Below are 26,779 nucleotides of genomic sequence, written 5' to 3'. Positions count from 1 at the left end.
ACACCCGTCTCCCGTCCCGCGAAGGATCGCGGAAGTCAGCCGTCTTCCTGGTACAGAAGCGTGAGCGTACCGAGAAGACTGCCTACCACGGCCGGGAACCAGGCCGCCACCGGTGCGGCGACGAGTCCGGATGCTCCGAGCCCCTCCATGACCTGTCGGACCACGTAGAGGGCGAAGCCGGCCGCGACGCCACCGAGGACGAGTTTACCGACACCACCAAAGCGGAAGAACCGTAAGGAAACGGTTGCGGCGACGATGACCATGGCCACGAACAGCACCGGCCGTGCCCACAGGACATCGTACTGGAGACGGTAGCGGGTGGCGTCCAAACCGGCCCGCTCGGTCCGCGCGATCGTTGTGGGAAGTTGCCAGAAAGGCACAGATTCCGGGGGGGTGAACCCCTGACGCACCTGTCCGGGGTCGAGGTTCGAGGCGATCAGGTAGGTGTCGAACGACTCAGGCGGTGTGCCCGGTGTGAGAACGCGCACATCGGAGAGCTCCCAGTAGCCGTCGTGGAGCGTCGCGCGGGCCGCGACGAGCTGCTCGGCGAACTTGCCGGCGCCGTCGAAGGTGAAGACCGACACGCCCGCCAGGGTGGTCGTGCCCTCGATGGCGGTCTCGGCGCGCAGGATCGCCTCGCCATCGAGGCCCTTCTGTCGGATCCAGAGGTCCTTGCCCGAACTCGCCTTGGTGGATTTGGCGAAGATCTTCGCCTCGATCTCGGTGGAGCGCTGCTTCAGCATCGCGGAGACCGGGTTGTAGACGCCGACCGCCAGCGCGCCGAGGGCGAGGGCCACGAAGAAGCCGGGCTGCAGGAACTGCCAGGCCGAGATCCCGGCCGCGCGGGCGACCACCAGTTCCAGCTTGCGCGAGAGCTGGAGCAGGGCCGCCATGGAGCCGAACAGGACCGCGAAGGGCAGGACGCCCTCCGCCACCGCGGGGGTGCGGTAGAGCGAGAGCTGCGCCATCAGGCCGGCGGACGCGCCCTGGGCCTCGCCGGCGCGGCGGAGCAGCTCGACGAAGTCGAGCGTGTAGACCAGCGCGAACACGGTGATGAAGACGCCGAGCACCGTGCGGAGGAACCGGGCGGCGAAGTACCGCCCGAGGGTGGGACCGATCAGCATCATCGGGTTCAGGCCGCCGGCGCGAGGCGCGGGCCGCGGACGGCGCGGGCCAGGGCGGCGTTGAAGGCGCGCACCCGGGGTCCGTAGAAGATGAGAAAGCTCGACAGAAGGATCGCGAGCAGCGGCACGCCGTAGACTGCCAGGACCGCCGCGGGGCTGCGCGCGGCGGCGCTGACCGCCGCGAAGCCGCCGATGCGCAGCGCCACGACGGCGACGATCGCGCCGGCGATCGCGACGCCGCGCCCCTGCCGGGTCGTGCGGGGATCGCCCAGAGCCGCGAAGGCGATGAAGACCAGGGCCAGCGGGTAGAGGCAGGCGGAGAGCCGGTCGTGCAGCTCGGCCCGGAACCGGCCCTTCTGCAGCTTGTAGTAGCCCTCCGTCGTGTCGGGGAACAGGAGCTGCGCCGTCGAGCGCTCGCGCGGCTTGTAGATCGTGTCGGAATCCGGGGGCGCGAAGGCCGCGAGGTCGATCGTGTAGCGCTCGAAGGTCAGGATCGAGGAATCGCGGGAGTCCTTCTGCTGCTGGTGGACGCTGCCGTTCTCCAGGATCAGGTAGCTCTGGCCGTCGACGTCGACCGCGTTGCCGCGCTCGGCGAGGTAGACCTTGGTCTTCCCGGCCTCGCGCCGGTCCTGGATGAACAGCCCCTTGAGGGTGCCGCCCGGCCCGCGCTCGCGGAAGTGGAAGGTGATGCCGTTGTCGAGCTGGGTGAACTGCCCTTCCTTGACGACGTTCGCGATGAAATCGCCGCGCACCCGGGTGATCACGTCGCGCAGCTCCTGGAAGCTCGCGGGCATGACCACCACGACCAGGAATCCCACCAGGAAGCTGACGAACAGCGCCAGGGTGAGGAAGGGCCGCAGCAGCGAGCGCGGCGGCATCCCGGCCGCCGACATGACGATCAGCTCGGAATCGCCGTTCAGCTTGTTGAGCGCGTAGATCGTGCCGATGAACAGCGCCACGGGAGCGATGACGACGACGAGGGTCGGCAGCGACAGGCCGGTGACGAAGAGGAAGACCAGCAGCGTCTGGCCCTTGGCGGTCACGAGATCGAGCTCGCGCAGGGCCTGGGTCAGCCAGATGGTGCCCGTCAGCCCGATCAGGCAGGCGAGGGTGGCGCCCAGGGCGATCCGAAAGATGTAGCGCTCGATCTGCCTCATCGGCCCGGCAGTCCCGCTTGTCCTCTCGCGCCCTCGAGGCGGCAGGGACCCGACAAAAGGGGCGATTCCAGGGCTGTCACGCCGCGTTGCGTTCTCCGTCTCAGCGGCTACACAGGGCGGATCGCCCGCGCCTCGGCGCGCGGGTGCGTAGTACGGCTCCGGAATAACGGGCAGGGCGACGGGTATGGCGGACGGTATCGAGGTCGGTTTCGGTCCCCTGGAGCAGAGCGGCCAGGGCCCCGGCGGATCCGGCGATCTCGTGGTCTTCGTCGGCGACGACCTGTCGCTCGGGTCGGCCGCCCGCGAGGCGCTCGGCGCCTCCGGGGCGGATCTCGTGGCCCGCGCCGCGGCCTCCGAGAAGTTCAAGGGCCGCTCGCTCAGCGCCCTGTCCCTGCCGGCCCCGGCGGGCGTCGGTGCCGACCGCCTCGTGGTCGTGGGCCTGGGCTCGGAGAAGGACCGGGCCAAGACCGACTGGCCGGCGCTCGGCGGCTTCACCGCCGGCAAGGTGGCGGGACGGACCGCCCGCGTGGTGCTCGACTGGCCGGGCGCGACGGTCACGGCGGCGCAGGCCGGCGAGTTCGCTCTCGGCGCGCGCCTGCGGACCTACGCGTTCGACCGCTACAAGACCAAGAAGAAGCCCGACGCCGACGACAAGACCGTCACCGCGCTGACCCTGCTGCTCGCCGATCACGGCGCGGCCGCCCGCGAGGGCGAGGGCGCCAAGAGCCTGTCCGACGGCGTGGTCCTGGCCCGCGACCTCGTGAACGAGCCGCCGAACGTGCTCTTCCCGGCTGAGTTCGCCCGCCGCGCCTCGGAACTCGCCAAGCTCGGCGTCGAGATCGAGGTGCTGGAGCCGGCCCGGATGCGGGAACTCGGCATGGGCGCGCTGCTCGCGGTGGCGCAGGGCTCGGCCCGCGAGCCGCGGATCGTGATCATGCGCTGGAACGGCGGCCCCGCGGCAGAGGCGCCCGTGGCCCTCATCGGCAAGGGCGTCGTGTTCGATTCCGGCGGCGTCTCGATCAAGCCGGGCGGCGGCATGGAGGACATGAAGGGCGACATGGGCGGCGCCGCCGCCGTGGTCGGGGCGCTCCACGCGCTCGCCGCCCGCAAGGCGCGCTGCAACGTGGTCGGCGCCATCGGCATCGTGGAGAACATGCCGGACGGCGGCTCGTACCGCCCGTCCGACATCCTGACCTCCATGTCGGGCCAGACCATCGAGGTGATCAACACCGACGCCGAGGGCCGGCTGGTGCTGGCCGACGTGATCACCCACGTCATCCGCAGCACCAAGCCCAAGGCGATCGTCGACCTCGCGACGCTGACCGGCGCGATCATCGTGGCGCTGGGCCAGGACATCGCCGGCATGTTCTCGAACGATGACACGCTGGCGGGCAACATCCACGCCGCCGGCGAGGCGACCGGCGAGAAGGTGTGGCGGATGCCGCTGATCCCCGCCTACGACAAGGCGATCGATTCCAAGTTCGCCGACATGAAGAACACCGGCGGCCGCCACGGCGGCGCCGCCACCGCGGCGTCGTTCATCAAGCGCTACGTCGAGGACGTTCCGTGGGCGCATCTCGACATCGCCGGCGTCGCGATGTCGTCGAATGCCAGCGAGATCAACCGCAGCTGGGGCGCGGGCTGGGGCGTGCGCCTCCTCGACCGGCTGATCCGCGACCATTACGAGGCCCGCTAGAGCGGCCGCGGCGGTCCCGACCCCGCGCCTCTCCGGGTGATCCCAGCATGGCCGTACACGCCAACGCCGCGCTCGACCGGGTCGGCCCGGGCGCCGGGACGTCCGGAGGCCGGTCCGGCGGTCTTCTGGCAGCGGCGGGGCCGATCCTCGCCATGCTGGCCGCCCTGGCTCTCGTCGCGGCGACCGGCCTGAGCCAGCGCGACGCCGTGCCGGAGGCCCTCGAGCCCTGGATCTTCGGCTACTTCATCGCCCGCTACCCGCTCTTCGCCTTCGCGCTGGTCTACGGGCTCGGCCACCTCGCGCGGGTGGTGACGGGCCCGGGCCCGGGCTCCGCGCCGCGCCGGATCGTGTTCGGACTGGCGGGCGCGGCCGCGCTCCTCGCCGCCGGGCTCTACCCGACCTTCGGCGGGCTCGTCCTGCGCGGCGCCTTCGCCACCGGGGGCATGGCCTTCCTCACCCACCAGCCCCTGTGGCTGGCCTACGGGCTCGGCGCCGCCGTGGGCGCGCTGACGTTCGGCGGCGTCCTCGGCCTGTTCGCGATCGCGGCCAACCGGCCCCTGCGGCCGCGGCTGCGCCGGGTCGGCTACGGCGCGCTCGCCTTCCTGACCCTGTGGCTCGGCGCGATCCTGATCGGCCTCGCCGGCGACCTGGGCGTCGGCCCCTGGCCGCGGCGTGCGATGCGGCCGGAGGAGGCCGCGCTCGCCGCCGGCCTGCTGATCGCGGCGGCCCTGCCCCACACCGTGCTGGCGACATTGCGCCGGCATCGTCCAGCCCTCTGACCCCCCTGCCTTGCGGGTCGGCCTCCGTTCCCGCAGAGTCCGCGCGACAGGCGTTGCGGGACTCGGCCCCCGAGAGTCGGGCCCGCGGGAGGCATCGCGATGCATGAGGCGAACGTGATGGAGCACGGCGCTCGAGCCGCCACGGCCGGAGCGATGCCGGGCCACGGGGCCTCCGACCGGCCCTGGCTGCCCTTCTATCCGCCCGGCGTGCCGGCGGAGATCGACGTCGCGGGCCTCGGGACCTTGGTCGACCTGTTCGAGAGCAGCGTGACCGCCTTCGCAAGCCGGCCAGCGATGCTGTGCTTCGGCTCGACCATGACCTACGCGACCCTCGGCCAGCAGGCGCGCGACCTCGCGGCCTGGCTGCGCGGACAGGGTCTGGCGAAGGGCGACCGCGTGGCGATCATGCTGCCGAACGTCCCCGCCTACGCCGTGGCGATCTTCGGCGTCCTCCTGGCGGGGGGAACGGTGGTCAACACCAACCCGCTCTACACGCCCCGGGAATGCGTGCAGCAGATCAACGATTCCGGCGCGCGGATCCTGATCGTCCTGGAGAATTTCGGCGCCACCATCGCGGCGGCGCTGCCGGACGTGGCCCTGGAGCGGGTCGTCCTCGTGGGTCCGGGCGACGGGCTGGGGCTGAAGGGGCGGGTGATCAACCTCGCGAGCCGGCACGTCCGCAAGGCGGTGCCGCCGTTCCGCCTGCCGGAAGGGCTGGCGATACCGTTCGCCACCGTGCTCCGCCAGGGCCGGACGATGCCGCGCGCGTCCGCCGCGGTCGACCCGGAGGACCTCGCCTTCCTGCAATATACCGGGGGCACCACCGGCATAGCCAAGGCGGCGATGCTGAGCCACCGCAACATCATGGCGAACGTCGAGCAGTCGCAGCTCTGGTTCAACTCGAAGGATCCGAGCGTCGCGCGCTGCGTGGTCACGGCGCTGCCGCTCTACCACATCTTCGCGCTCACCGCGTGCTTCTTCCAGTTCATGCGCAGCGGCGGCTCCTGCCTGCTGATCCCCAATCCGCGCGACTGCGACGGCATGGTCAAGACCCTGAGCCGCACGCGCTTCACCCACCTGATGGGCGTGAACACGCTGTTCAACGTCCTGATCAACCATCCGAAGATCGGCACGGTGGATTTCGCCCACCTCGACTTCGTGGTCGGCGGCGGCACGGCCGTCCAGCGGGCGGTGGCCGAGCGCTGGAAGGCCCTGACCGGCAACACGATCATCGAGGGCTACGGCCTGTCGGAGACCTCGCCGGTCGTGTGCGTCAACCCGCGGGGCATGCGCGACTTCTCCGGCACGATCGGCTACCCGCTGCCCTCCACGGAGGTCTCGATCCGCGCCGTCTCCGGCGAACCCCTCCCGGCCGGGCAGCCGGGCGAGATCTGCGTGCGCGGCCCGCAGGTGATGCGCGGCTACTGGAATCGGCCGGAGGAGACCGCGCGGGCGATGACCGCGGACGGGTTCTTCCGGACGGGCGACGTCGCGATCCTGCAGGCGGACGGCCAGGTCCGGATCGTCGACCGGATGAAGGACATGATCCTCGTCTCCGGCTTCAACGTCTATCCGAACGAGGTCGAGGACGTGCTGGCGGCCCACCCGGCCGTGCTCGAATGCGCGGTGGTCGGCGCGCCGAGCGAGGAGACCGGCGAGATGGTGGTGGCCCACGTGGTCCTGAAGGACCCGTCGGTCTCCACCGATATCCTGCGGGCGCATGCCCGCACACAGCTCACCGGCTACAAGGTTCCCCGCCGCGTGGTGCTCCACGAGACCCTGCCGAAGACCAATGTCGGCAAGGTGCTGCGGCGGATGCTGCGCGACGAGACGCCGCCGGCCTGAGCGTCGTCCGCGCGGCGGAAGACGGCCTGCGTCCCGGTGCCGCTCACGGGCGGCGTAACTCCTGCGCGCCGTTCGCCGAAAGGTCAGGCTGCGGCGCTTGCGCCCCTGTCGGCCGCGGCCGATCTGTGGGTTGTGCAGGCAGGAGATCCGAGGAGACGGCCATGTTGATCAAGCGCAGGCGCGGTTGGGAGATTCCGGAGCACCTGGCGACGCCGGAGGCCGTCTTCCTCAATCGGCGGGCCCTGATCGGCGGCGCGGCCGGGCTCGCGGCCGGCTCGCTCCTGGGCGGACGCGCGGCCCTTGCGGCGGCGGGCGACCAGCCGCTCTACCCGGCGCCGCAGAACCCCGCCTACACGCTCGACCGCCCCCTGACCCCGGAGCGCTTCAGCGCCGACTACAACAATTTCTACGAGTTCGGCACGTCGAAGACGGTGCTGCCGGCGGCCAACGCCCTTAAGACGCAGCCCTGGACCCTGAAGATCGACGGGCTCGTCGAGAAGCCGTTCGAGATCGGCGTCGACGACCTGATCCGGAAGATCGGCCTGGAGGAGCGTCTCTACCGTCACCGCTGCGTCGAGGCGTGGTCGATGGCGGTGCCCTGGACCGGATTCCCGCTGGCGAAGCTCGTGGCGCTGGCCAAGCCCGCCTCCGGCGCGAAGTACATCCGCTTCGAGACGTTCATGGACAAGGCGATGGCGCCCGGCCAGCGGGCGTTCTTCTATCCCTGGCCCTACACGGAGGGCCTGACCCTGGCTGAGGCCGGGAACGACCTCGCCTTCATGGTCACGGGGATCTACGGCAAGCCGCTGCCCAACCAGTTCGGGGCGCCGATCCGCGTCGCGGTGCCGTGGAAGTACGGGTTCAAGTCGGCCAAGTCACTGGTGAAGATCTCGTTCACGGCCGACCGGCCGAAGACCTTCTGGGAGGGTCTGCAGGCCTCGGAGTACGGCTTCTGGGCCAACGTGAACCCGGCCGTGCCGCACCCGCGCTGGAGCCAGGCGACCGAGCGCGTCCTCGGCACTGACCAGCGCGTGCCGACGCTGATCTACAACGGCTACGGCGAGCAGGTCGCCGGCCTCTACAAGGGCCTCGAGGGCGAGCGCCTGTTCGTGTGAGCACGCGCCTGCCGAAGCCGTGCTGATCTGGCGCGGCTTCCGCAGCGACGACGCGGCTCCTACGCTGCCCGGCCGACGAGGTCGACGGTCCGCGGCCTAGCGCGGGCAGGCATGGGCCCGCTCGAAGGCCTGCAGATCCGCCACAGTCGCCTGCTCTTGGCGCGAGAGCGGCACGCGATCCATGGCGTCGTACCGGCAATCGGCGTTGCCGAAGGTCCGGATCGCGCGCGGCGTGGTGAAGCAGTAGCCGGCCTGCTTGTAGATCAGGTTGCGTTGGTACCAAGCTTCCGCGCAGTCATCCGCCATCGCGCCGGTGGAGCCCGCGACGAGGATCAGAGCGTAGAGAGCAGCACGCATCGAATCGTCTCCGTGAGGAGACGGATCCAACCATCGGATGCTCAGTAGGTCCAGCGCTGCGCCTTCGAGACGAGGAAGTCGCGGAACGCCTGCACCCGGGCGACCGAGCGCATCTCCTCGGCGTAGACGAGGTAGCTCTCCAGGCTCGGCATCTCGGTCTCGCGCAGAACCTGCACGAGCTGCTGGCCGCCATCCACCGCGTAGTCGGGCAGGATGCCGATGCCGGCGCCGGCCTCCATGGCGCGCTGCAGGGCGCCGATATTGTTCACCGTCAGGTGGACCTGGCGCCGCTCGCGGCCCTCGCGGCCCGCATCGGCGAGCCAGTGGGCGGCCAGAAGATACGAGGGCTCGTTGCCGCCGAAGGAGACGAGGCGGTGGTCGTCGAGCTCCTCGATGGTCTTCGGCTCGCCGAACCGCTTCACGTAATCCGGGCTGGCGAAGGCGTGGTAGTGCACGGTGAACAGCCGCCGCTGGATCAGGTCCGGCTGCGCCGGGCGGCGCATGCGGATCGCCACGTCGGCCTCGCGCATGGCCAGATCGAGCTCCTCGTTGGTGAGGATCAGCTCGATGCGCACGTCCGGGTAGAGGTCCAGGAACTCGCCGACCCGCTGCGACAGCCAGGACGTGCCGAGGCCGACCGTGGTGGTGACCTTCAGGTCGCCGGTCGGCCGCTCGGAGGTCTCGACGAGGCGGGCCCGGGTATTCTCCAGGCGCAGCTTCATGTCCCGCGCGGCGCGAAACAGCAGGTCGCCCTGCTCGGTGAGCAAGAGGCCGCGGGCATGGCGGTGGAAGAGCGGCGCCTTCAGCTCGCGTTCCAGGGCGCTGATCTGGCGGCTGACCGCCGATTGGCTGAGCCCGATATCGTCACCCGCCTTGGTGAAGCTCCCCGCCTCCGCGACGTTGAGGAAGATCCGGATCTTGTCCCAGTCCAAGGCGAGAACCCCTACCAGCGCGCGCCCGCGGGTCGCGCCCGGGGTGGAGAAGGGGCGCGAAGCGGCGGGCAGATCACCGGGCGAACTGCGCGGTGCCGCGTGCGGATGGCCGCTCCCGACACCGCGCGGGCATGCAATCGGTGCATCCCGGCGCAGTCAGCACTCCTATGCACACGGTGCATGGTCCTGCGCAAGCATAAGCAGCGCGAACTTGTTGAAATGCGGGGCCTGACGGCTTCGCGCGGGAGGTGCGGAGGCCCGTCCGGCCGTCATTCCGCCGCGGCGGCCTGGACCGGGCTCTCACCGATCTCGAGATTGGCCAGGAACTTCTCCGCCTCCAGCGCCGCCATGCAGCCCATGCCGGCGGCGGTGATCGCCTGGCGGTAGACGTCGTCCGTGACGTCGCCGGCGGCGAACACGCCCGGGATCTCGGTCTCGGTCGTGCCGGGCTTCACGGTGAGATAGCCGCCGTGGCGCATGGGCAGCTGACCCTCGAAGATGGCGGTCGCCGGCTGATGGCCGATCGCCACGAACACGCCGTCGGCCTTCACCTCGCTGATCTCGCCCGAGCGCGGATCCTTGAGACGGACGTGCGTCACGTTCGGTGCCGGCTTCTGCACGCCGCAGATCTCGGCGATCTCGCGGTGCCACAGCACCTCGACGTTCGGGTGCTTGAACAGGCGCTCCTGAAGGATCCGCTCGGCGCGGAAGCTGTCGCGGCGGTGGACCACCGTCACCTTGCTGGCGATGTTGGCGAGGTACAGGGCCTCCTCGACCGCGGTGTTGCCGCCGCCGACCACCACGACGTCCTTGCCGCGGAAGAAGAACCCGTCGCAGGTCGCGCAGGCCGAGACGCCGCCGCCCTGGAACGCCGCCTCGGACGGGATGCCGAGCCACTTGGCCTGCGCCCCGGTGGCGATGACCAGGGCGTCGCACGAGTAGGTCTCGCCGGAATCGGCCTCGAGGCGGAACGGCCGCTGCTTGAGATCGACCTTCGTGATGTATTCCGAGACGATCCGGGTACCGACGTGCTCGGCCTGGAGGCGCATCTGCTCCATCAGCCAGGGGCCCTGGATGGCCTCGGCGAAGCCTGGGTAGTTCTCGACATCCGTGGTGATCATGAGCTGGCCGCCCGGCTGGAAGCCGGAGATCAGCAGCGGCTCGACCATGGCGCGGGCGGCGTAGATCGCCGCCGTGTAGCCGGCGGGTCCCGAGCCGATGATGACGAGCTTGGCGTGGGTGTGGGCCATCTGTCTCGGTCTCCTCAGGCCGGTCCGGCCGCGCGGCGCGCGGCATAGGCGTCGGCGAGCGCCCGGGCGATCACCGGAGTCGCGTCGATCGGCTTGTACGTCAGATCTGCCAACTGACCGGTGAACGGTCGCAGCGCCCCGGCGATCGCCAGCCCGGCGAACATGCGCCGATGCCGGATATAAGTACGCGGCAGGTCGAACAGCAGGACCGGCGCGCCGGTGGACACCGCCTCGCTCACCATGTTGGCCGAGTCGGAGGTCACGACGATCGCCTCGGCGAGCGCCAGCATGGCCACGTAGGGGTTGTCGCCGCTCCCGTCCCAGAGGAACCCCCCGGTCTCGGCGGCGAGCACCTTCACGGCGTCGCGGAGCGGGTTCGGCGTCCGGCGGGAGATCGTCACCATCAGCCGGCAGCCCTGCGCGGCCAGCCCGCGCAGATCCTCCACGAGGCGGTTCATGTCGGTCTTGCGGTAGCTCAGGTGACGGCTGTCGCCGCCGACCAGCACCGCCACCCGCGGGCCGTCGAGGCGCGCGAGCCGCGGATCCGGCCGGGCCCGGGCCGCGGCCAGGCGCGCCGCGGTGACGAGGTGCGGCGCCGTGAGCGTGGTGAAGACGTTGGGACCGCGCAGATCGTCGTAATCCGGCACCCAGATGAAGTCGGCGCTGTCGGCGCCGGTCCGCGGATCCTTCAGGAAGGCCGTGAAGGTCCGGCCGCCGGTCGCGCGCCGCACGGTCCGCAGGTACGGGACCGACCGGCGGCCGGAGGCGATCAGGATGTCGGGGTAGGGGCCCGACAGGGCGCCGGCCCGGCGGCGCGGGCCCTCGCGCGGGTCGATCGGCCCCCAGGGCGCCATCCAGCCGAATGGTCCTGAGGCCGGCACCTTCCGGATCTCGAAGTCGAGACCCAGGGTCTCGGCGATGCCGACGCATTGGTTCTCGTCGCCGGCCTTGCCGTCCGTGACGATCCAGGCGCGGGCGCGGGCGAGCTCGGGCAGGCGCTCGCGCCGCGGGTCCGAATTGCTGACCGGCGCGCTCTGCGCCTCCGACACGTCGATGCTTGCCATGCTCCTCACCGGATACGCCCCACGCTGCCGACCGGGGCCGGCGGCCGCCTTCTAATCCCGCGGCAGGTCGCGGGCGAGCCACTGGGCGTAGATGTCGGCGATGGCGGCGAGCCGGCGCTGCTCGAATTGCGGATCGTACCACGCGCCGCCGTAGCTCGACGGCGTCGCGGTCATCTGCGGGTAGCGCCCGAGCACCTGCCCCTTGGGCCCGACGAGCAGCGCCTCGCCCTCCATGTAGTCGGTCTCGAAGTTGCCGCCCAGGCCGCGCAGGGAACCGCTGCCGACATAGGGCCGGAGCGACAGGCTCGTCACGACCACAACGAGGCGCGGCCCGCGGCCGCCGATCCGACCGGCGAAGTTCTTCCGCAGGGCGTCGGTCAGGTCGCCGGCCAGCGCCTCGGCCTGCAGCCCCGCGCCCTTGTTCAGGAGCGGCCGCACGTCGACCCGGACGTCGGAGAAGACCGGAGTCGGCGGAAAGTCGCTCGCCGCCGCGGACCCCGCGACGGCACCGAGGAGCAGGCCGGCGAGCCGGCCCCACGTACGCGGGCGCATCGGCTCAGCCGCCGTACTGGACGGCGACGACCTCGTAGGACTTGCCGCCCCCGGGCGTGGTGACCTCGACCGTGTCGCCGACGCCCTTGCCGATCAGCGCGCGGGCGATCGGCGAGGTGATCGAGACGCGGCCCGAGCGCACGTCGGCCTCCGGCTCTCCCACGATCTGGTAGGTCTTCTCCTCCTCCGTGTCCTCGTCGACGAGCTTCACGGTGGCGCCGAACTTGATCCTGTCACCCGAGAGCTTCGTGACGTCGATCACTTCGGCCCGCGCGATCATGCTCTCGAGCTCGAGGACGCGGCCCTCGTTGTGGGACTGCGCCTCCTTGGCGGCGTGGTACTCGGCGTTCTCCGACAGGTCGCCGAGCGCGCGGGCCTCCGCGATCGCCTGGATGATGCGCTGGCGCTCCACCTGCTGGCGGTGCTTCAGCTCCTCTTCGAGGGCTGCCAGCCCGCGCACCGTGATCGGAACCTTGTCTATCGCCATCGTCTCGCGCCACAATGAAGAGGCCCGGCCGAGAGTGCAGCACTCTCCCCGGGCCATGAAATGAAGTCAGCGGAACCCTGAGGTTCAGGCCGCGAAGTATTCCTGCAACGCGCGGACCTTGAGATCGCCTTCTAGATAGGCCTTGATCCCCTCGGCCGCGGCCATCGCGCCGGCTAGAGTGGTGTAATACGGCACCTTATGCAAGAGGGCCGCGCGCCGGAGCGAGCGCGAGTCCGAGAGGGCGCCGGCCCCCTCGGTGGTGTTCAGGACGAGGTGGATGCCGCCGTTCTTGATGGCGTCGACCACGTGCGGCCGGCCCTCGAGAACCTTGTTGATCCGCTCGGCCGGAACGCCGTTCTCCGCGAGGTAGCGCTGCGTGCCGCCGGTCGCCAGGATGGTGAAGCCGAGATCGGACAGGAGCTTCATGGTCGGCAGGATGCGGGCCTTGTCGGCATCCCGCACCGAGACGAAGACGGCCCCCGCCTTCGGTACCTGGGTGCCCGAGCCGAGCTGGCTCTTGGCGAAGGCCACGCCGAAGCTGGCGTCGAGCCCGATCACCTCGCCGGTGGAGCGCATCTCCGGTCCGAGCAGCACGTCGACGCCGGGGAAGCGGGCGAAGGGGAAGACCGCTTCCTTCACGGCGATGTGCGGCAGGGTCTTGGGCTTGAGGCCGAAGGTCGCGAGCGGCTCGCCCGCCATGATCCGGGCCGCGATCTTGGCGATCGGCTCGCCGATGACCTTGGCGACGAACGGCACCGTGCGCGAGGCGCGGGGGTTCACCTCCAGCACGTAGATCGTGCCGTCCTTGATGGCGTACTGCACGTTCATCAGGCCGACGACGTTGAGCGCCAGCGCCATGGCCTTGGTCTGCCGCTCCAGCTCGTCCACGATCTCGGGCGAGAGCGAGCGCGGCGGCAGGGAGCAGGCCGAATCGCCGGAATGGATGCCGGCCTCCTCGATGTGCTCCATGATGCCGGCGATGAACACGTCCTTGCCGTCGCAGACCGCGTCGACATCGACCTCGACCGCGTCCGACAGGTAGCGGTCGAACAGGAGCGGGTTCTTGCCCAGCACCGTGTTGATCTGGCCGGTCTTGTCGTTCGGGTAGCGGGCCTTCACCTCGGAGGGGATCAGGCTCGGCAGCGTGTCGAGCAGGTAGTCGGCGAACTGCGTCTCGTCGCGGATGATCGCCATGGCGCGGCCGCCGAGCACGTAGCTCGGGCGGACCACGAAGGGCAGGCCGAGCGTCTCGGCCACCAGCCGGCTCTGCTCGACCGAGTAGGCGATGCCGTTCTTCGGCTGCTTCATCGCGAGCTTGTCGAGGAGCCGCTTGAACTGGTCCCGGTCCTCGGCGAGGTCGATCGCGTCGGGCGAGGTGCCGAGGATCGGCACGCCAGCGGCCTCGAGGGCGCGGGCGAGCTTCAGCGGGGTCTGGCCGCCGAACTGCACGATCACGCCGTGCAGGGTGCCGGCCTGCCGCTCGGTCTCGATGATCTCCAGCACGTCCTCGGCGGTCAGCGGCTCGAAGTAGAGCCGGTCCGAGGTGTCGTAGTCGGTCGAGACCGTCTCCGGGTTGCAGTTGACCATGATGGTCTCGTAGCCAGCGTCCGACAGCGCGAAGCAGGCATGGCAGCAGCAATAATCGAACTCGATGCCCTGGCCGATCCGGTTCGGGCCGCCGCCGAGGATCACGACCTTCTTGCGATCCGAGGGCTCCGCCTCGTCCACGACCGCGCCCGCGAACGGCGCCACGTAGGTCGAGTACATGTAGGCGGTGGGCGACTTGAACTCGGCCGCGCAGGTGTCGATCCGCTTGTAGACCGGGCGCACCGCCAGGGCACGCCGGGCCGTGCTGACGGCGGCCTCGTCGGTTTTGGCCAGCACCGCGAGGCGGGCATCCGAGAAGCCGGCGGCCTTGAGCTGGCGGAAGGCGCCGGCCGTCTTCGGCAGGCCGTGGGCCTTCACGCGGTTCTCGAGGTCGATGATCGCCTGGAGCTGCTCCAGGAACCACGGGTCGATCTTGCAGGAGGCGTAGACCTGCTCGTGGCTGACGCCGAGCCGCAGGGCCTGCGCGACCTTGAGCAGCCGGTCCGGGGTCGGGGTGCCGATCGCCGCCTTGATGGCGTTGTGGTCGTCGCCCTTGCCGAGGCCCTCGATCTCGATGTCGTCGAGGCCGGTCAGGCCGGTCTCGAGCGAGCGCAGGGCCTTCTGAAGCGATTCGGCGAAGCAGCGGCCGATCGCCATGGCCTCGCCCACCGACTTCATGGCGGTGGTCAGCGTCGGCTCGGCGCCCGGGAACTTCTCGAAGGCGAAGCGCGGGATCTTGGTGACGACGTAGTCGATCGTCGGCTCGAACGAAGCCGGTGTCGCGCCGCCGGTGATGTCGTTGGCGATCTCGTCGAGCGTGTAGCCGACCGCGAGCTTGGCCGCGACCTTGGCGATCGGGAAGCCGGTGGCCTTGGAGGCGAGCGCCGAGGAGCGCGAGACGCGCGGGTTCATCTCGATCACGATCATGCGCCCGTTCTCGGGGTTGATCGCGAACTGCACGTTCGAGCCGCCGGTCTCGACGCCGATCTCGCGGAGCACCGCCAGCGATGCGTCGCGCATCACCTGGTACTCCTTGTCGGTGAGCGTCAGCGCCGGCGCGACGGTGATCGAATCGCCCGTGTGGACCCCCATCGGATCGATGTTCTCGATGGAGCAGACGATGATGCAGTTGTCGTTCCGGTCCCGGACGACCTCCATCTCGTACTCTTTCCAGCCGAGCACGCTCTCCTCGATGAGCACCTCGTTGGTCGGCGACGCGTCGATGCCGCGCTCGACGATGTCGAGGAACTCCTCGCGGTTGTACGCGATGCCGCCGCCGGTGCCGCCCATGGTGAAGGACGGCCGGATGATCGCCGGCAGCCCGACCTCGGCCAGCGCGATCAGCGCCTGCCCGATCGCGTGCTCACCGTAGCGCTTGCGCCGCTCGGTCTCGCCCGCGGCCCAGCTCTTCTCGTAGGCCGCCAGCGCGGCCTGGCGCGCCGCCGGATCACTGTTCGCCGCCTCGATCCTGGCGATCTCGGCCAGGTAGGCCTGACGGTCCGCCTTCTTGGCGGCGGACGCGTTGGCGAGCGCCGATTTCGGGGTGTCGAGCCCGATCTTGGTCATGGCGTCGCGGAACAGGCTCCGGTCCTCGGCCTTGTCGATGGCCTCGGCGGTGGCGCCGATCATCTGCACGCCGTACTTCGCGAGCACGCCCATCTTCTGCAGCGACAGGGCGCAGTTGAGCGCCGTCTGGCCGCCCATCGTGGGCAGGATCGCGTCGGGGCGCTCCTTCTCGATGATCTTGGCGACGATCTCCGGGGTGATCGGCTCGACGTAGGTCGCGTCCGCCATGTCCGGGTCGGTCATGATGGTCGCGGGGTTCGAGTTCACCAGGACGATGCGGTAGCCCTCCTCGCGGAGCGCCTTGCAGGCCTGGGTGCCGGAATAATCGAACTCGCAGGCCTGTCCGATGATGATCGGACCCGCACCGATGATCAGGATCGAGGAGATGTCGGTGCGTTTGGGCATCGTGGGCCTTCTCAGGCCAAGCGCGCCCGATCGGGCACGGCTCGAGTGAGCCCTGCTCCCGGACGCGCGTGGCGGGAATGTCGTTGAGCCCCGCGTTTACACGGGCGACGGGCGCATTGGAAGGCCGGGACAACCGCGCAGTCTGGCCGCGCGCCCGGCGCATGGATGCGGCATCGATCCTTCGATTTGGAGGATTTATAAATTCTCACGAGAATTCATCGATTTCTTGCAGGAAATCGACGCCGGACCTTAAGCTCCGATGGCTCGGCCAGCGCGCTGATCGACATCATCATCGTTCGAGACTGAAAATGCTCAGGCGAGAGACACTCTACGCGATACTTCTGATCGGCTCGATGACGGGCGCGAACGCTTCGGAGGTCGCCATCAAGACTTTGAACAGCGGTCCGGGCGGGATGATGGTCTTCGACCCGGCCTTCGTGAAAATCCAGCCCGGCGACACGGTGCGGTTCGTGCCGGCCGACAAGGGTCACAATGCCGAGCTGATCAAGGGGATGGCGCCTGAGGGCGCGGTGCCGTTCAAGACGGTGGTCGGCAAGGAGGAGGCCGTGACCTTCGACAAGCCCGGCCTCTACGGCATCAAGTGCTCGCCGCACTACATCATGGGGATGGTCGGCCTCGTCCAGGTCGGCGACAGGCCCGACAATCTGGAGGCGGCCCGGGCGGTGCCGCAGAACAAGCTGGCCACCAAGCGGTTCGAGCCGCTGTTCGAGAAGGTCCAGTAGGCGCCGGGGCGGCTCTGGCCGCCCCGATCCGTCTCAGAAGCCGGCGTGGAGCGCGGCGACCGCCCGGTCGATCGAGAGGTAGAACACCCCGAAGGCCACCAATGCGGCGGCCGCGAATTCCACGGCGACGTTCGAGAGCGTCTGCGCGCGGCGCAGGGCCTCGCGGCCGAAATAGACCGAGACCCAGGCGAGGGCGAGGACCGCCGGCATGGCGAAGAGGTAGGACACCGTGCTCTCGACGCGGTCGAAGCCGCCGGTCGGATCGATCAGCGCCCGGATGTTGCGCACCCAGGGGGCGTAGACGGCGGCGTAGAGGGCGGTCAGCCAGGACAGGCCCGCGGCGACGCCGAGATGGAAGGTGAAGCTGCGGTGCAGGCGGGAGAAATCGTCGCGCGCCTCGTCGATGGTCATCCGGCAATCCCCTGCGACGGGCCGCCGTCGCCGGGCGCGGATGCGCCGCCGTTCAGGGGCCGTCGTGGGCTCCCTTAAGCCGTCCGATCTGGCGGATTTTATGGCCCCGCCGCGGCCCGATTGGGGTCGGGACGCAGGACTGAAAGGCCGCGCGTCGCGGCTCCGCCGCGCTCGCGAAGACGACGCGTCAGGCGCGCTCGGGCTCACCCGAGCGCATCAGCGTCACGAAACGCTCGAAGAGGTAGTGGCTGTCGCGCGGGCCGGGGGAGGCCTCCGGGTGGTGCTGCACCGAGAAGGCCGGGCGGTCGGTGAGGGTCAGGCCGCAATTCGAGCCGTCGAACAGCGACACGTGGGTCTCCACGGCCGTCTCCGGCAGGCTGTCCGGGTCCACCGCGAAGCCGTGGTTCATCGACACGATCTCGACCTTGCCGGTGGTCTTGTCCTTCACCGGGTGGTTCGCACCGTGGTGGCCCTGGCCCATCTTCACGGTCCGGCCGCCGAGGGCGAGACCCATCAGCTGGTGGCCGAGACAGATGCCGAAGGTCGGCACCTTCTGGTCCAAGAGCTTGCGAATCACTGGGACCGCGTAGGCGCCGGTGGCGGCCGGGTCGCCGGGGCCGTTCGACAGGAACACGCCGTCCGGCTTCAGCGCCAGGATCTCCTCGGCCGTCGTGGTGGCCGGCACGACGGTGACGTCGCAGCCGGCCTGGGCGAGGAGGCGCAGGATGTTGCGCTTCACGCCGTAATCGATGGCCACGACCCTGAGGCCCTCGCCGGGTGCGCGCGTGCCGTAGCCGTTGCCCAGCGCCCAGACGGTCTCGGACCATTCCGACGGCGCGCGGCTCGTCACCGGCGGAACGAGGTCCAGCCCCTCCATGGGGGCGAGGGCCACCGCGCGGGCCTTGAGGGCCTCGCGGTCGAAATTGCCCTGGGGATCGTTGGCGATCACGGCGTTGGGCATGCCCTGGTCGCGGATGCGGGCCGTGAGCGCCCGGGTGTCGACGCCCGTGATGCCGACGATGCCGCGCGCCTTGAGCCAACCGTCGAGATGCGACGAGGACCGCCAGTTCGACGGGTTCGTCACCGCCGAAGCGATGACGGTGCCGCGGACGCCCGAGGCCGGTGCCGCCTCCAGGCTCTCCAGATCCTCGTCGTTGGTGCCGACATTGCCGATATGCGGGAAGGTGAAGGTGACGATCTGGCCGGCATAGGACGGGTCCGTCAGGATCTCCTGGTAGCCGGTCATCGCGGTGTTGAAGCAGACCTCGCCGTCGGCCACGCCGGTCTGGCCGATGCCGAATCCCTCCAGGATGGTGCCGTCCGCCAGCACCAGCAGGGCCGTCGCGACGGGCTCGGCCCAGGGCTCGGGAGCCTGGGGCTCGGGGGCATGCGCGGCGGCGTCTTGCAGCATGGGCTGAGTCTCGCTTATGTCCGGCCGAAGGCGGGCGCCGGGTTGCGGCGCTCTCGGCTTGCGGCATGATCGTGTGCGGCGCTCTTAGCGAGCGGCCCGCGATGGGGTCAATGTGGCTCCGCTGCCGGCAGGGCTCAACACCCGCAAATCGCAGGCCAGCCCCCCGCTTCGACCGTTGGAAGGTTCATCGAGATGCTGCGCGCGCGCTTCACCACCGAGATGAAGGAGGCCATGAAGGCCGGCGACAAGGAGCGGCTGGCGACCGTCCGGATGATTCAGGCCGCCTTGAAAGACCGGGACATCGAGGCCCGCGGCAACGGCAAGGAGCCGATCTCCGACGAGGAGATCCTGTCGCTGCTCCAGAAGATGATCAAGCAGCGCACCGAATCGGCCGCGGTCTACGAGCAGGGCGGCCGGCCGGAACTCGCCGCCAACGAGCGCGCCGAGATCGCCATCGTCGAGACGTTCCTGCCGAAGCAGATGGACGAGACCGAGACGAAGGCCGCGGTCGAGGCGGCGATCCTCGAGACCGGCGCAGCCGGCCCGAAGGACATGGGCAAGGTGATCGCCGCCCTGAAGGGCACCTTCGCGGGCCGCATGGATTTCGGCAAGGCGAGCGGCCTGGTGAAGGCCGCGCTGGCGGCGAAGGGCTGAACCTCTCCCCGCAATCCTCCACCGGATTCCGGGCGTGTGAGGGACTCGGTCAAGCCTCTCGCGCTATAGGAGCGGGTTCACGCAACCCGTCCCAGGCCCCGTGCGCTATCCGCCCCACATCCTGGAAGAGATCCGTTCCCGGCTGCCGGCCTCGTCGGTGGTCGGCCGCCGCGTGCAGTTGAAGAAGGCCGGACGCGAGTGGCGCGGCCTGTCGCCGTTCAACGCCGAGAAGACGCCGTCCTTCTACGTGAACGACCAGAAGCAGTTCTACCACTGCTTCTCGTCTTCCAAGCACGGCGACATCTTCACCTTCCTGATGGAGACGGAGGGCCTCAGCTTCCCCGAGGCGGTCGAGCGGCTGGCGGGCGAGGCCGGCGTCAGCCTGCCGGCGCCCACCGAGGACAACCGCGCCAGCGAGCAGAAGCGGGCCGGGGCGATCGAGGTCATGGAGATGGCCGCGCGCTGGTTCGAGGAGCGCCTGCGGTCGGGCCAGGGCAGCGAGGCCCGCGCCTATCTCGAGCGGCGCGGGTTGCGGGACGAGACGCAGCGGGCCTTCCGCCTCGGCTACGCGCCGGGCGAGCGCTACGCCCTGCGCGACCACCTCGCCGGGCAGGGGGTCGAGAAGGCGCTGATGGTCGAACTCGGCCTGCTCGCGGCGGGGGAGGGGGTCTCCGTCCCCTACGACTATTTCCGCGACCGGGTGATGTTCCCGATCACCGACACCCGCGGCCGGGTCGTGGCCTTCGGCGGCCGGGCGCTCGCCAAGGAGGTGCGCGCCAAGTACCTCAACTCGCCGGAGACGCCGCTCTTCCACAAGGGCCGGACGCTCTACAACCTGCACGGCGCCCGCAAGGCCGCGCATGATCGCGGCTCGATCATCGCGGTGGAGGGCTACGTCGACGTCATCGCCATGACGCTCGCGGGCCATCCCGAGACGGTGGCGCCACTGGGCACCGCTCTCACCGAGGACCAGCTCGGGCTGCTCTGGCGCCACGCCGACGAGCCGATCCTGTGCTTCGACGGCGACAAGGCCGGCCAGCGGGCGGCCTTCCGGGCCCTCGACATCGCGCTGCCGCTCCTCGAGCCCGGCCGCTCGCTGCGGATCGCGCTGCTGCCGGGCGGCCAGGATCCGGACGACCTGCTGCGCTCGGGCGGCCCGACGGCCATCGACCAGGTGCTCGCGGCCGCGCTTCCCCTCTCGGAGCTGCTGTGGCGGCGCGCCCTCGAGGCGGGACCGGTCGACACGCCGGAGCGCCGAGCCGGCCTGACCCAGACCCTGCGCACCACCGTCGCGACGATTCGCGACGAGACCGTGCGGCGCTACTATCGCGACGATGTCGAGGAGCGCCTGCGCGGCCTGTCGCCCCGCGCCAACCGCGCCGCCGGCGCGGCCCCGCGCGGACGCCAGCGCTTCGCCCGGCCCGGCGAGCCCGTCTCGCCGCGCATCACCGGGAGCCCGAGTCCCTCGGTGACGGCCTCGGCGGGCTTCACGGGCGCCGCCCCGGTGCGCGAGGCGGTGATCGTCGGCACCCTGCTGGCCCATCCCGAGATGATGGCGGAGTTCGGCGAGGAGGCGGCCGAGCTCGACTTCGCCGATCCCGACGCCCGGGCGCTGCTGTCGGTCCTGCTGGCCTGCGCGGCCGAGGACGAGGACACGGCGCCCGAGGTGTTGCAGAACCGCATCAATCGCGCTGGACTCACAGGGGCGGCCGACCGAATCCTCGCCTTGGCCCGCTCGCGGGACCGCACGACCCTGGCCCCGCACGCCGATCCTGCCCACCGCGCAGACGCGCTCCGACAGGCGATGATCTTGCACCGGCAGGCAGGAGCGCTACATAGCGAACTTCGCGAAGCACGGCAGGCGTTTGAGGACGATCCGACCGATGCCGGGTGGGCATGGCTCTGCGAAGTGAAGGCGAGGCTGGAAACCGTCATCGCCGCCGAGGCGGAGGCCGATGCACCGGTGTCGAGCGACTCGACGGCCGTGTGATGCCTGTGTCATGGCGGTGGCGGGGTGACGTGTCCCGCCATAGTTAACAATCGGTCAAGCCTCGGGCTTGCATACGGAAACCGACGACTCACGGCGACCGGAGCGATCCGGCGCCGATCTCATACAGCGGCGCCGACGGCGTGGACTGGCCTCATCGGGGCCTCCGCTACGCGCCGCGTGCGAAACAATAGGCTGATCATGGCGACGAAGGCAACGGAACGGGACGAGACGGACGCTGCCCCCGAGCAGCAGACCGACGGGCCGCTCCTCGACCTGACGGATGCTTCGGTCAAGCGGATGGTCAAGCTCGCCAAGAAGCGCGGCTACGTGACCTATGAGGAGGTCAACGAGGTCCTGCCCGAGGGGCAGTCCGATCCGGACCAGCTCGAGGACGTGCTCTCGCAGCTCTCCGAGATGGGCATCAACGTCGTCGAGGCCGAGGAGACCGACGAGGCCGCGGGCGAGAAGGCCGCGGACGGCGAGGAGGAGGAGGCCGAAGGCGGCGAGGTCGCCGAGGTCGCGCCGGCGCGCGCCGTCGCGGTCGCCACGACCACCAAGGAGCCGACCGACCGCACCGACGATCCGGTACGCATGTACCTGCGCGAGATGGGCTCGGTGGAGCTCCTGTCCCGCGAGGGCGAGATCGCCATCGCCAAGCGCATCGAGGCCGGCCGCGAGGCGATGATCGCGGGCCTCTGCGAGAGCCCGCTGACCTTCCAGGCGATCATCATCTGGCGGGACGAGCTCGTGGAGGGCAAGGTCCTCCTGCGCGACATCATCGACCTCGAGGCGACCTACGCGGGCCCGGACGGCAAGAACGCGCCGCAGATCGCCGAGGGCGAGGATGGCGGGGACGATGCGGAGCCGCCCGCGCCGCCGGAGGGTGGCGACGACGAGGACGACCTCGAGAACAACGTCTCGCTCGCCGCCATGGAGGCGGAGATCAAGCCGCGGGTCCTCGAGACCTTCGACGCGATCGCCGCGAACTACCGCAAGCTGCGCAAGTTCCAGATCGAGGGCACCGAGCGCAAGGCCGCCGGCGAGCAGAACACCCCGGCCCAGAACCAGAAGCAGATCGAGCTGAAGGACATCGTCGTCGCCGACGTGAAGTCCCTGTCTCTGAACAACAACCGCATCGAGGCGCTAGTCGGCCAGCTCTACTCGATCAACAAGCAGCTGATCGGCCACGAGGGCCGGCTGATGCGCTTCGCCGAGAGCCACGGCGTGGCTCGCGACGAGTTCCTGCGCCACTACCAGGGCTACGAGCTCGATCCGAACTGGATGGAGCGCGTCGGTACGCTCGGCGGCAAGGGCTGGAAGAACTTGGTCGAGCGCGGCTCGCGGCAGGTGGCGGAGCTGCGCGCGCAGATCCTCGACCTCGCCTCGGAGACGGGCCTGGAGATCGGCGAGTACCGCCGCATCGTCAACATGGTCCAGAAGGGCGAGCGCGAGGCCCGTCAGGCCAAGAAGGAGATGATCGAGGCGAACCTGCGCCTCGTGATCTCGATCGCCAAGAAGTACACGAACCGCGGCCTGCAGTTCCTGGACTTGATCCAGGAGGGCAACATCGGCCTGATGAAGGCGGTCGACAAGTTCGAGTACCGCCGCGGCTACAAGTTCTCGACCTACGCCACGTGGTGGATCCGGCAGGCGATCACCCGCTCGATCGCCGACCAGGCCCGGACCATCCGCATCCCGGTGCACATGATCGAGACGATCAACAAGATCGTCCGCACGTCGCGCCAGATGCTGCACGAGATCGGCCGCGAGCCGACCCCGGAGGAGTTGGCCGAGAAGCTGGCCATGCCGCTGGAGAAGGTCCGCAAGGTCCTGAAGATCGCCAAGGAGCCGATCTCCCTCGAGACGCCTATCGGCGACGAGGAGGACAGCCACCTCGGCGACTTCATCGAGGACAAGAACGTCGTCCTGCCGATCGACGCGGCGATCCAGTCGAACCTGCGCGAGACCACGACGCGCGTGCTGGCCTCGCTCACGCCGCGCGAGGAGCGCGTGCTGCGCATGCGCTTCGGCATCGGCATGAACACCGACCACACCCTGGAGGAAGTCGGCCAGCAGTTCTCGGTGACCCGCGAGCGCATCCGCCAGATCGAGGCGAAGGCGCTGCGGAAGCTGAAGCATCCCTCGCGCAGCCGGAAGCTCAGGAGCTTCCTGGACAACTGAGCCCGCGCCGCGAACCGCGCGGCGCTTCCCCGTCGCCCGCGTTGCCTCGGTGCCGCGCGGCATCCAGTCTGGCGCCATGCTCGAACGCCGCCCGCCAACGCCCGGATCCCCGACGGCCTTCGCGGACGGCTCGGAGGCCGACGACGTGCCCTTCGGCGCGCTCCAGCCCTCCGTGGGCATCCGCGACTGGCTTCTCGGCGAGGGCGCGCGGATGCCCAACGCCGAGGAGATGCTGGCCGGGCTCGCCGAGCGCCTGATCGCGATCGGCGTGCCGGTGGACCGGGCCTCCACGGCGATCGACACCCTGCACTCGGAATATGCCGGAGTCGGCCGCATCTGGACGCGGGACGGCGGCACCACCGTGCGGCTGTTCCCCCACGGGGCCCGCTCGACGGACGCGTACCTCAACAGCCCGTTCCACACGGTCCACGAGACCGGCGAGTGGCTGATCCTCGACCTGTCGAAGACCCCGGACGAAGCCTACGCGATCGTTCCCGACCTGAAGGCCGGCGGCTACACCCACTACGTCGTCGCGCCCCTGTTCTTCACGAACGGCACGCAGAACGGCATCACCTTCGCCACGCGGGCCCCCGAGGGGTTCCGGGACGACGACATCGCGATCCTCCGCTTCGTCATGCCGGCGCTGGCGGCCGTGATGGAGATGCGCGTCCTCAACAAGCAGCTCGACCACGTGCTCCGGCTCTATGTCGGCGACGAGCCGCACCGGGCGATCCTGGCCGGCGACATCCGCCGCGGGCAGGTGACCCGGATCCGCTCGGCGATCCTGTTCGCCGACATGCGCGACTACACCCGCACCACCGCCGACATGACGCCGGAGGAGGCGGTGGGCCTGCTCAACGTGTTCTTCGACTGCCTCGTGCCGCCGATCGAGCGTGAGGGCGGCGAGGTCCTGAAGTATCTCGGCGACGGCCTGCTGGCGATCTTCCGGGAAACCGGCGACGATCTGGGCGGCGCGGCCAAGGGCGCGCTCACGGCGGCCCAGCACGCCCTGGCGGCCCTCGACGAGGCGAACGCCCTGCACCAGTTCCCGGTGCCGGTGGCCGCGGGCATCGCGCTCCACCACGGCGAGGCCGCCTACGGCAATGTCGGGTCCGGCTCACGCCTCGACTTCACGGTGATCGGCCGCGACGTGAACCTCGCGAGCCGCATCGCGCAGCTGAACCGCGCCCTCGGCGAGCCGCTGCTGATGTCGAAGCCCTTCGTGGACTTCCTCTGGGGAGACCCGATCCCAATGGGAGAGCACCGGCTCAACGGCTTCGACGAGCCCATGGCGGTGTTCCGGCCGAAATTCCTGCGCCCGCGCAAGTCCAGCTGAGCGGCCCTTTGATCGGTCCCGACGTCACGCGGCGCTCGCGGAGATAAGCCGAGATCTGAGGCCCGCAGCCGATCCGCGCGGTGCGGGTTCACCACGTCGGCACGAACGGCATAGCGTAGGGTGTGTGCCGGCAACCCCAGACCGGATCGATCATCTGCGCCATCACGTCCCGGGCCAGGGCGCCGGCGCGTATGGCGACCTCCCGCGGGACATGCGCCTGCTCGAGGATCTTCAGGCAGGCATGTCCGCAGGCGCTGAACTGGCCGCTGTGGTACGCGTTGAGGGCGAACTCGTCGAGCAAGCCGTACTCGTAGACCCACGGGTTCAGGGAGATGCCCTCGCTCGGAAGCTCGAGAGCCAAGCCCGCCTCGGCGTAACGATAGCCTTCCGCGAACCGCTTCCTCAGCCTGCAGAATCGGCTGGCCCCGTGGCGCGCCTCCGCCCGTCCCGGACGGATTGCGGTGGCGCGCTCGTAGAGCTGCAGCACCCTGTCCTCCGGCTCGTCGAGGCGCTCCGCGTTCACCGCGGCCATCAGCAAGTTGAAATAGACCTCCTCGTCCCATCCGCCGAGATCGGCCCGCTTCAGGAAGCAGGCGAGCGCTTTCCGGTACTCGCCGGCGGCGTCGTAGGTCGTGCCGAGGTACATCGTGTACCGGGCGATCATGAAGGGGTCCGTCTCGACCGCCAGCGCCTTCTCGAGGACGGCGATATCCCGCGCGTCCGCCGTCGCGTCGCGGTGGCGGGCACCGTCGTCGCCCCGACGCATCGCGAGGGGGAGGATCGGTGTCTCTGTCACGCCGGGGCAGCTGAGGAATTCGTGCAGGACGCCCCGGTAACGCCAGTTCTCCCGGGTGCTGACCAGCTGGTTGCGCCAGTACCGCGTGTGCGCGTCGATGATCTCGAACCGATAGCCGGGCGCACGCAGCTTCGGCATCGTGAAGTCCGCCGGGATGATCAGCTCATCGTCGGCGTCGATGATCAATGCGTACTGCGCGTGACGCCGCGCGAGTTTCAAGGCCTCGTTCCGGTTGAAGGCGAAATCAACCCAGGGGCGCTCGACCAGGGCACCCGGTATGTCCGCGAGCGCGGCACGGACGACATCCTGGGTTCCATCCGTCGAGCCGGTATCGACGACGATCCAATGATCGATGATCGGACGAACAGAATCGAGGCAACGCCGGATAACGTGGGCCTCGTCCTTCACGATCATGGACAAACAGATCGTCGATCCGCGATTCTTCATACCGAAGCCGTCCCGTCGTGCGCTCACGCGTCGGATGCGCAGTCATGAACGCTCCTAGCATTGCTGTAATGCGCTGACAAAACAAACATATTCTTCGGCAAAATTTGGATTAAATATCTGAAACGACATATAATCGGCCAGTTATATATAAATACTCCGGCTCACAGTCTTATGACTGCAAATACCCGCGACCGATAGACTGGTCGAGCGGATCAGGAGACACCCGCCATCGGGCTGGCACGAGGCCCGAACGCCGTAGGTCATCGGCGCGGGCGTTGGGCCCGCAGCCGATCCCGTGGTGCAGGCCCGGGGCCCGCCACAGGCGCGCCTCGACCAGACAGATCAGCGTCGATCTCCGGCCGCTTCAGCCCCTGAGCGTCATCGTGCTGCCGGAGATGCCGAAATCGCGCAGACGCCTGAGGAACGACATGCCCAGCAGGCTCGTCGACAGGAGCCCGCGCGGGATCACGACCGCATCGACGTCCCGGACCGTGATCGATCCGATCTGCACGATGGCGATCCGGATCGGCGCCACGCGGACCGTGCCGTTCGCGGTGTTCCAGACGCGGGTGAAATCGGCCGGAGTAACTCGGATCCCGATCCGCGCGGCATCCTCCTCGGAGAACGCGCAGGCGCTCGCTCCCGTATCGACCATCATCGGCAGCGAGCGGCCGTCCAGCAGCGCGTTGACGAAGAAGTGGCCGTTGCGCCCGGCCTGGAGAGCCACACCGGCGGCGTCGACTGCGGGAACGGGCTCCGGCGGCGGCGTGACGGCGAGGGCCACCGGCGCCGGCCTCATGCCGTCGCGCAGCTTCAAGGCGGCCGTGACACCGAGGAAGCCGAGCAGGCAGATCAATAGGATTGCGCGCACGCGAGTCCGCCCGTGACGTGGGG

General features: G+C 69.7%; 22 protein-coding genes. 9 read left to right on the top strand and 13 right to left on the bottom strand.

The genetic code is table 11. The features are described from left to right. Nucleotides 1–35: 35 nt before the first annotated feature. Together lptG and lptF are read right to left on the bottom strand one after the other, a co-directional pair. Nucleotides 36–1,124 carry an LPS export ABC transporter permease LptG gene (gene lptG / locus ACX9MN_RS03065; RefSeq protein ID WP_091977151.1) on the bottom strand — a complete coding sequence of 363 codons (1,089 nt, stop codon included), beginning with the start codon at nt 1,122–1,124 and terminating at the stop codon, nt 36–38. A gap of 8 nt (nt 1,125–1,132) precedes the next feature. Next, on the bottom strand, nt 1,133–2,281 hold the full coding sequence (gene lptF, locus ACX9MN_RS03060; RefSeq protein ID WP_482960337.1) for an LPS export ABC transporter permease LptF: 1,149 nt from the start codon (nt 2,279–2,281) through the stop codon (nt 1,133–1,135). A gap of 184 nt (nt 2,282–2,465) precedes the next feature. On the opposite strand from lptF, the gene ACX9MN_RS03055 reads away from it, so the two are divergent. The 4 genes from ACX9MN_RS03055 (at nt 2,466) to msrP (ending at nt 7,716) form a co-directional block, all read left to right on the top strand. Further along, nucleotides 2,466–3,977 carry a leucyl aminopeptidase gene (locus ACX9MN_RS03055; protein WP_091680146.1) on the top strand — a complete coding sequence of 504 codons (1,512 nt, stop codon included), beginning with the start codon at nt 2,466–2,468 and terminating at the stop codon, nt 3,975–3,977. 47 nt (nt 3,978–4,024) lie between these two features. After that, complete coding sequence (locus ACX9MN_RS03050) at nt 4,025–4,756, top strand: hypothetical protein (RefSeq protein ID WP_489723664.1); 732 nt, start codon at nt 4,025–4,027, stop codon at nt 4,754–4,756. Between the two features lie 99 nt (nt 4,757–4,855). After that, a complete protein-coding gene (locus ACX9MN_RS03045; protein WP_489723663.1) occupies nt 4,856–6,601 on the top strand; it encodes an AMP-binding protein in 1,746 nt (581 codons plus the stop codon). A 161-nt stretch (nt 6,602–6,762) separates the two neighbouring features. Then, complete coding sequence (gene msrP / locus ACX9MN_RS03040; protein ID WP_489723662.1) at nt 6,763–7,716, top strand: protein-methionine-sulfoxide reductase catalytic subunit MsrP; 954 nt, start codon at nt 6,763–6,765, stop codon at nt 7,714–7,716. A gap of 96 nt (nt 7,717–7,812) precedes the next feature. Here the strand turns inward: msrP and ACX9MN_RS03035 are convergent, their stop codons facing one another. The 7 genes from ACX9MN_RS03035 to carB form a co-directional block, all read right to left on the bottom strand. Continuing rightward, nucleotides 7,813–8,073 carry a YARHG domain-containing protein gene (locus ACX9MN_RS03035; RefSeq protein WP_132366935.1) on the bottom strand — a complete coding sequence of 87 codons (261 nt, stop codon included), beginning with the start codon at nt 8,071–8,073 and terminating at the stop codon, nt 7,813–7,815. A gap of 41 nt (nt 8,074–8,114) precedes the next feature. Beyond that, entirely contained in the window at nt 8,115–9,005 is an 891-nt protein-coding gene (locus ACX9MN_RS03030) for a LysR family transcriptional regulator (RefSeq protein WP_012317569.1), read from the bottom strand. A gap of 269 nt (nt 9,006–9,274) precedes the next feature. Next, complete coding sequence (gene trxB / locus ACX9MN_RS03025; protein WP_020093541.1) at nt 9,275–10,255, bottom strand: thioredoxin-disulfide reductase; 981 nt, start codon at nt 10,253–10,255, stop codon at nt 9,275–9,277. Between the two features lie 14 nt (nt 10,256–10,269). Then, a complete protein-coding gene (locus ACX9MN_RS03020) occupies nt 10,270–11,319 on the bottom strand; it encodes a mitochondrial fission ELM1 family protein (RefSeq protein WP_020093540.1) in 1,050 nt (349 codons plus the stop codon). 51 nt (nt 11,320–11,370) lie between these two features. Next, complete coding sequence (locus tag ACX9MN_RS03015) at nt 11,371–11,871, bottom strand: hypothetical protein (RefSeq protein WP_020093539.1); 501 nt, start codon at nt 11,869–11,871, stop codon at nt 11,371–11,373. Nucleotides 11,872–11,875: 4 nt separating this feature from the next. Continuing rightward, a complete protein-coding gene (gene greA / locus ACX9MN_RS03010) occupies nt 11,876–12,352 on the bottom strand; it encodes a transcription elongation factor GreA (RefSeq protein ID WP_170855149.1) in 477 nt (158 codons plus the stop codon). Between the two features lie 90 nt (nt 12,353–12,442). Further along, entirely contained in the window at nt 12,443–15,916 is a 3,474-nt protein-coding gene (gene carB / locus ACX9MN_RS03005) for a carbamoyl-phosphate synthase large subunit (RefSeq protein WP_489723661.1), read from the bottom strand. Between the two features lie 308 nt (nt 15,917–16,224). On the opposite strand from carB, the gene ACX9MN_RS03000 reads away from it, so the two are divergent. After that, nucleotides 16,225–16,659, top strand: coding sequence for a pseudoazurin (locus tag ACX9MN_RS03000; RefSeq protein WP_489723660.1), 435 nt, complete (start codon nt 16,225–16,227; stop codon nt 16,657–16,659). Between the two features lie 33 nt (nt 16,660–16,692). On the opposite strand, the gene ACX9MN_RS02995 is transcribed toward ACX9MN_RS03000, so the two are convergent. Further along, entirely contained in the window at nt 16,693–17,070 is a 378-nt protein-coding gene (locus ACX9MN_RS02995; protein WP_020093535.1) for a hypothetical protein, read from the bottom strand. A 187-nt stretch (nt 17,071–17,257) separates the two neighbouring features. Beyond that, nucleotides 17,258–18,481: a glutamine-hydrolyzing carbamoyl-phosphate synthase small subunit gene (carA, locus tag ACX9MN_RS02990; RefSeq protein ID WP_489723659.1), complete on the bottom strand. Its 1,224-nt coding sequence runs from the start codon at nt 18,479–18,481 to the stop codon at nt 17,258–17,260. 192 nt (nt 18,482–18,673) lie between these two features. Between carA and ACX9MN_RS02985 the strand changes: the two genes are divergently transcribed. The 4 genes from ACX9MN_RS02985 to ACX9MN_RS02970 all read left to right on the top strand — a co-directional run bounded on the left by ACX9MN_RS02985 (nt 18,674) and on the right by ACX9MN_RS02970 (nt 24,642). Beyond that, nucleotides 18,674–19,135 (top strand): GatB/YqeY domain-containing protein, encoded by a 462-nt coding sequence (locus ACX9MN_RS02985; RefSeq protein WP_020093533.1) that lies wholly within the window; start codon nt 18,674–18,676, stop codon nt 19,133–19,135. Nucleotides 19,136–19,235: 100 nt separating this feature from the next. Beyond that, the gene (dnaG, locus tag ACX9MN_RS02980; protein WP_103985292.1) at nt 19,236–21,125 is read left to right on the top strand and encodes a DNA primase; all 1,890 of its coding nucleotides are present in this window, start codon (nt 19,236–19,238) and stop codon (nt 21,123–21,125) included. 198 nt (nt 21,126–21,323) lie between these two features. After that, the gene (gene rpoD, locus ACX9MN_RS02975; protein ID WP_020093531.1) at nt 21,324–23,306 is read left to right on the top strand and encodes an RNA polymerase sigma factor RpoD; all 1,983 of its coding nucleotides are present in this window, start codon (nt 21,324–21,326) and stop codon (nt 23,304–23,306) included. Nucleotides 23,307–23,382: 76 nt separating this feature from the next. Next, entirely contained in the window at nt 23,383–24,642 is a 1,260-nt protein-coding gene (locus ACX9MN_RS02970) for an adenylate/guanylate cyclase domain-containing protein (protein WP_489723657.1), read from the top strand. An 88-nt stretch (nt 24,643–24,730) separates the two neighbouring features. Here ACX9MN_RS02970 and ACX9MN_RS02965 read toward each other — a convergent pair whose 3' ends face one another. Together ACX9MN_RS02965 and ACX9MN_RS02960 are read right to left on the bottom strand one after the other, a co-directional pair. After that, on the bottom strand, nt 24,731–25,852 hold the full coding sequence (locus tag ACX9MN_RS02965; protein ID WP_244603205.1) for a glycosyltransferase: 1,122 nt from the start codon (nt 25,850–25,852) through the stop codon (nt 24,731–24,733). A 397-nt stretch (nt 25,853–26,249) separates the two neighbouring features. Continuing rightward, nucleotides 26,250–26,756 (bottom strand): retropepsin-like aspartic protease family protein, encoded by a 507-nt coding sequence (locus ACX9MN_RS02960; RefSeq protein WP_244526933.1) that lies wholly within the window; start codon nt 26,754–26,756, stop codon nt 26,250–26,252. Nucleotides 26,757–26,779: the final 23 nt, after the last annotated feature.

Source organism: Methylobacterium sp. 1A (assembly GCF_058072805.1).
The sequence above is the reverse complement of the archived record's forward strand: the minus strand, read 5'-3'. Positions and strand labels throughout refer to the sequence as shown.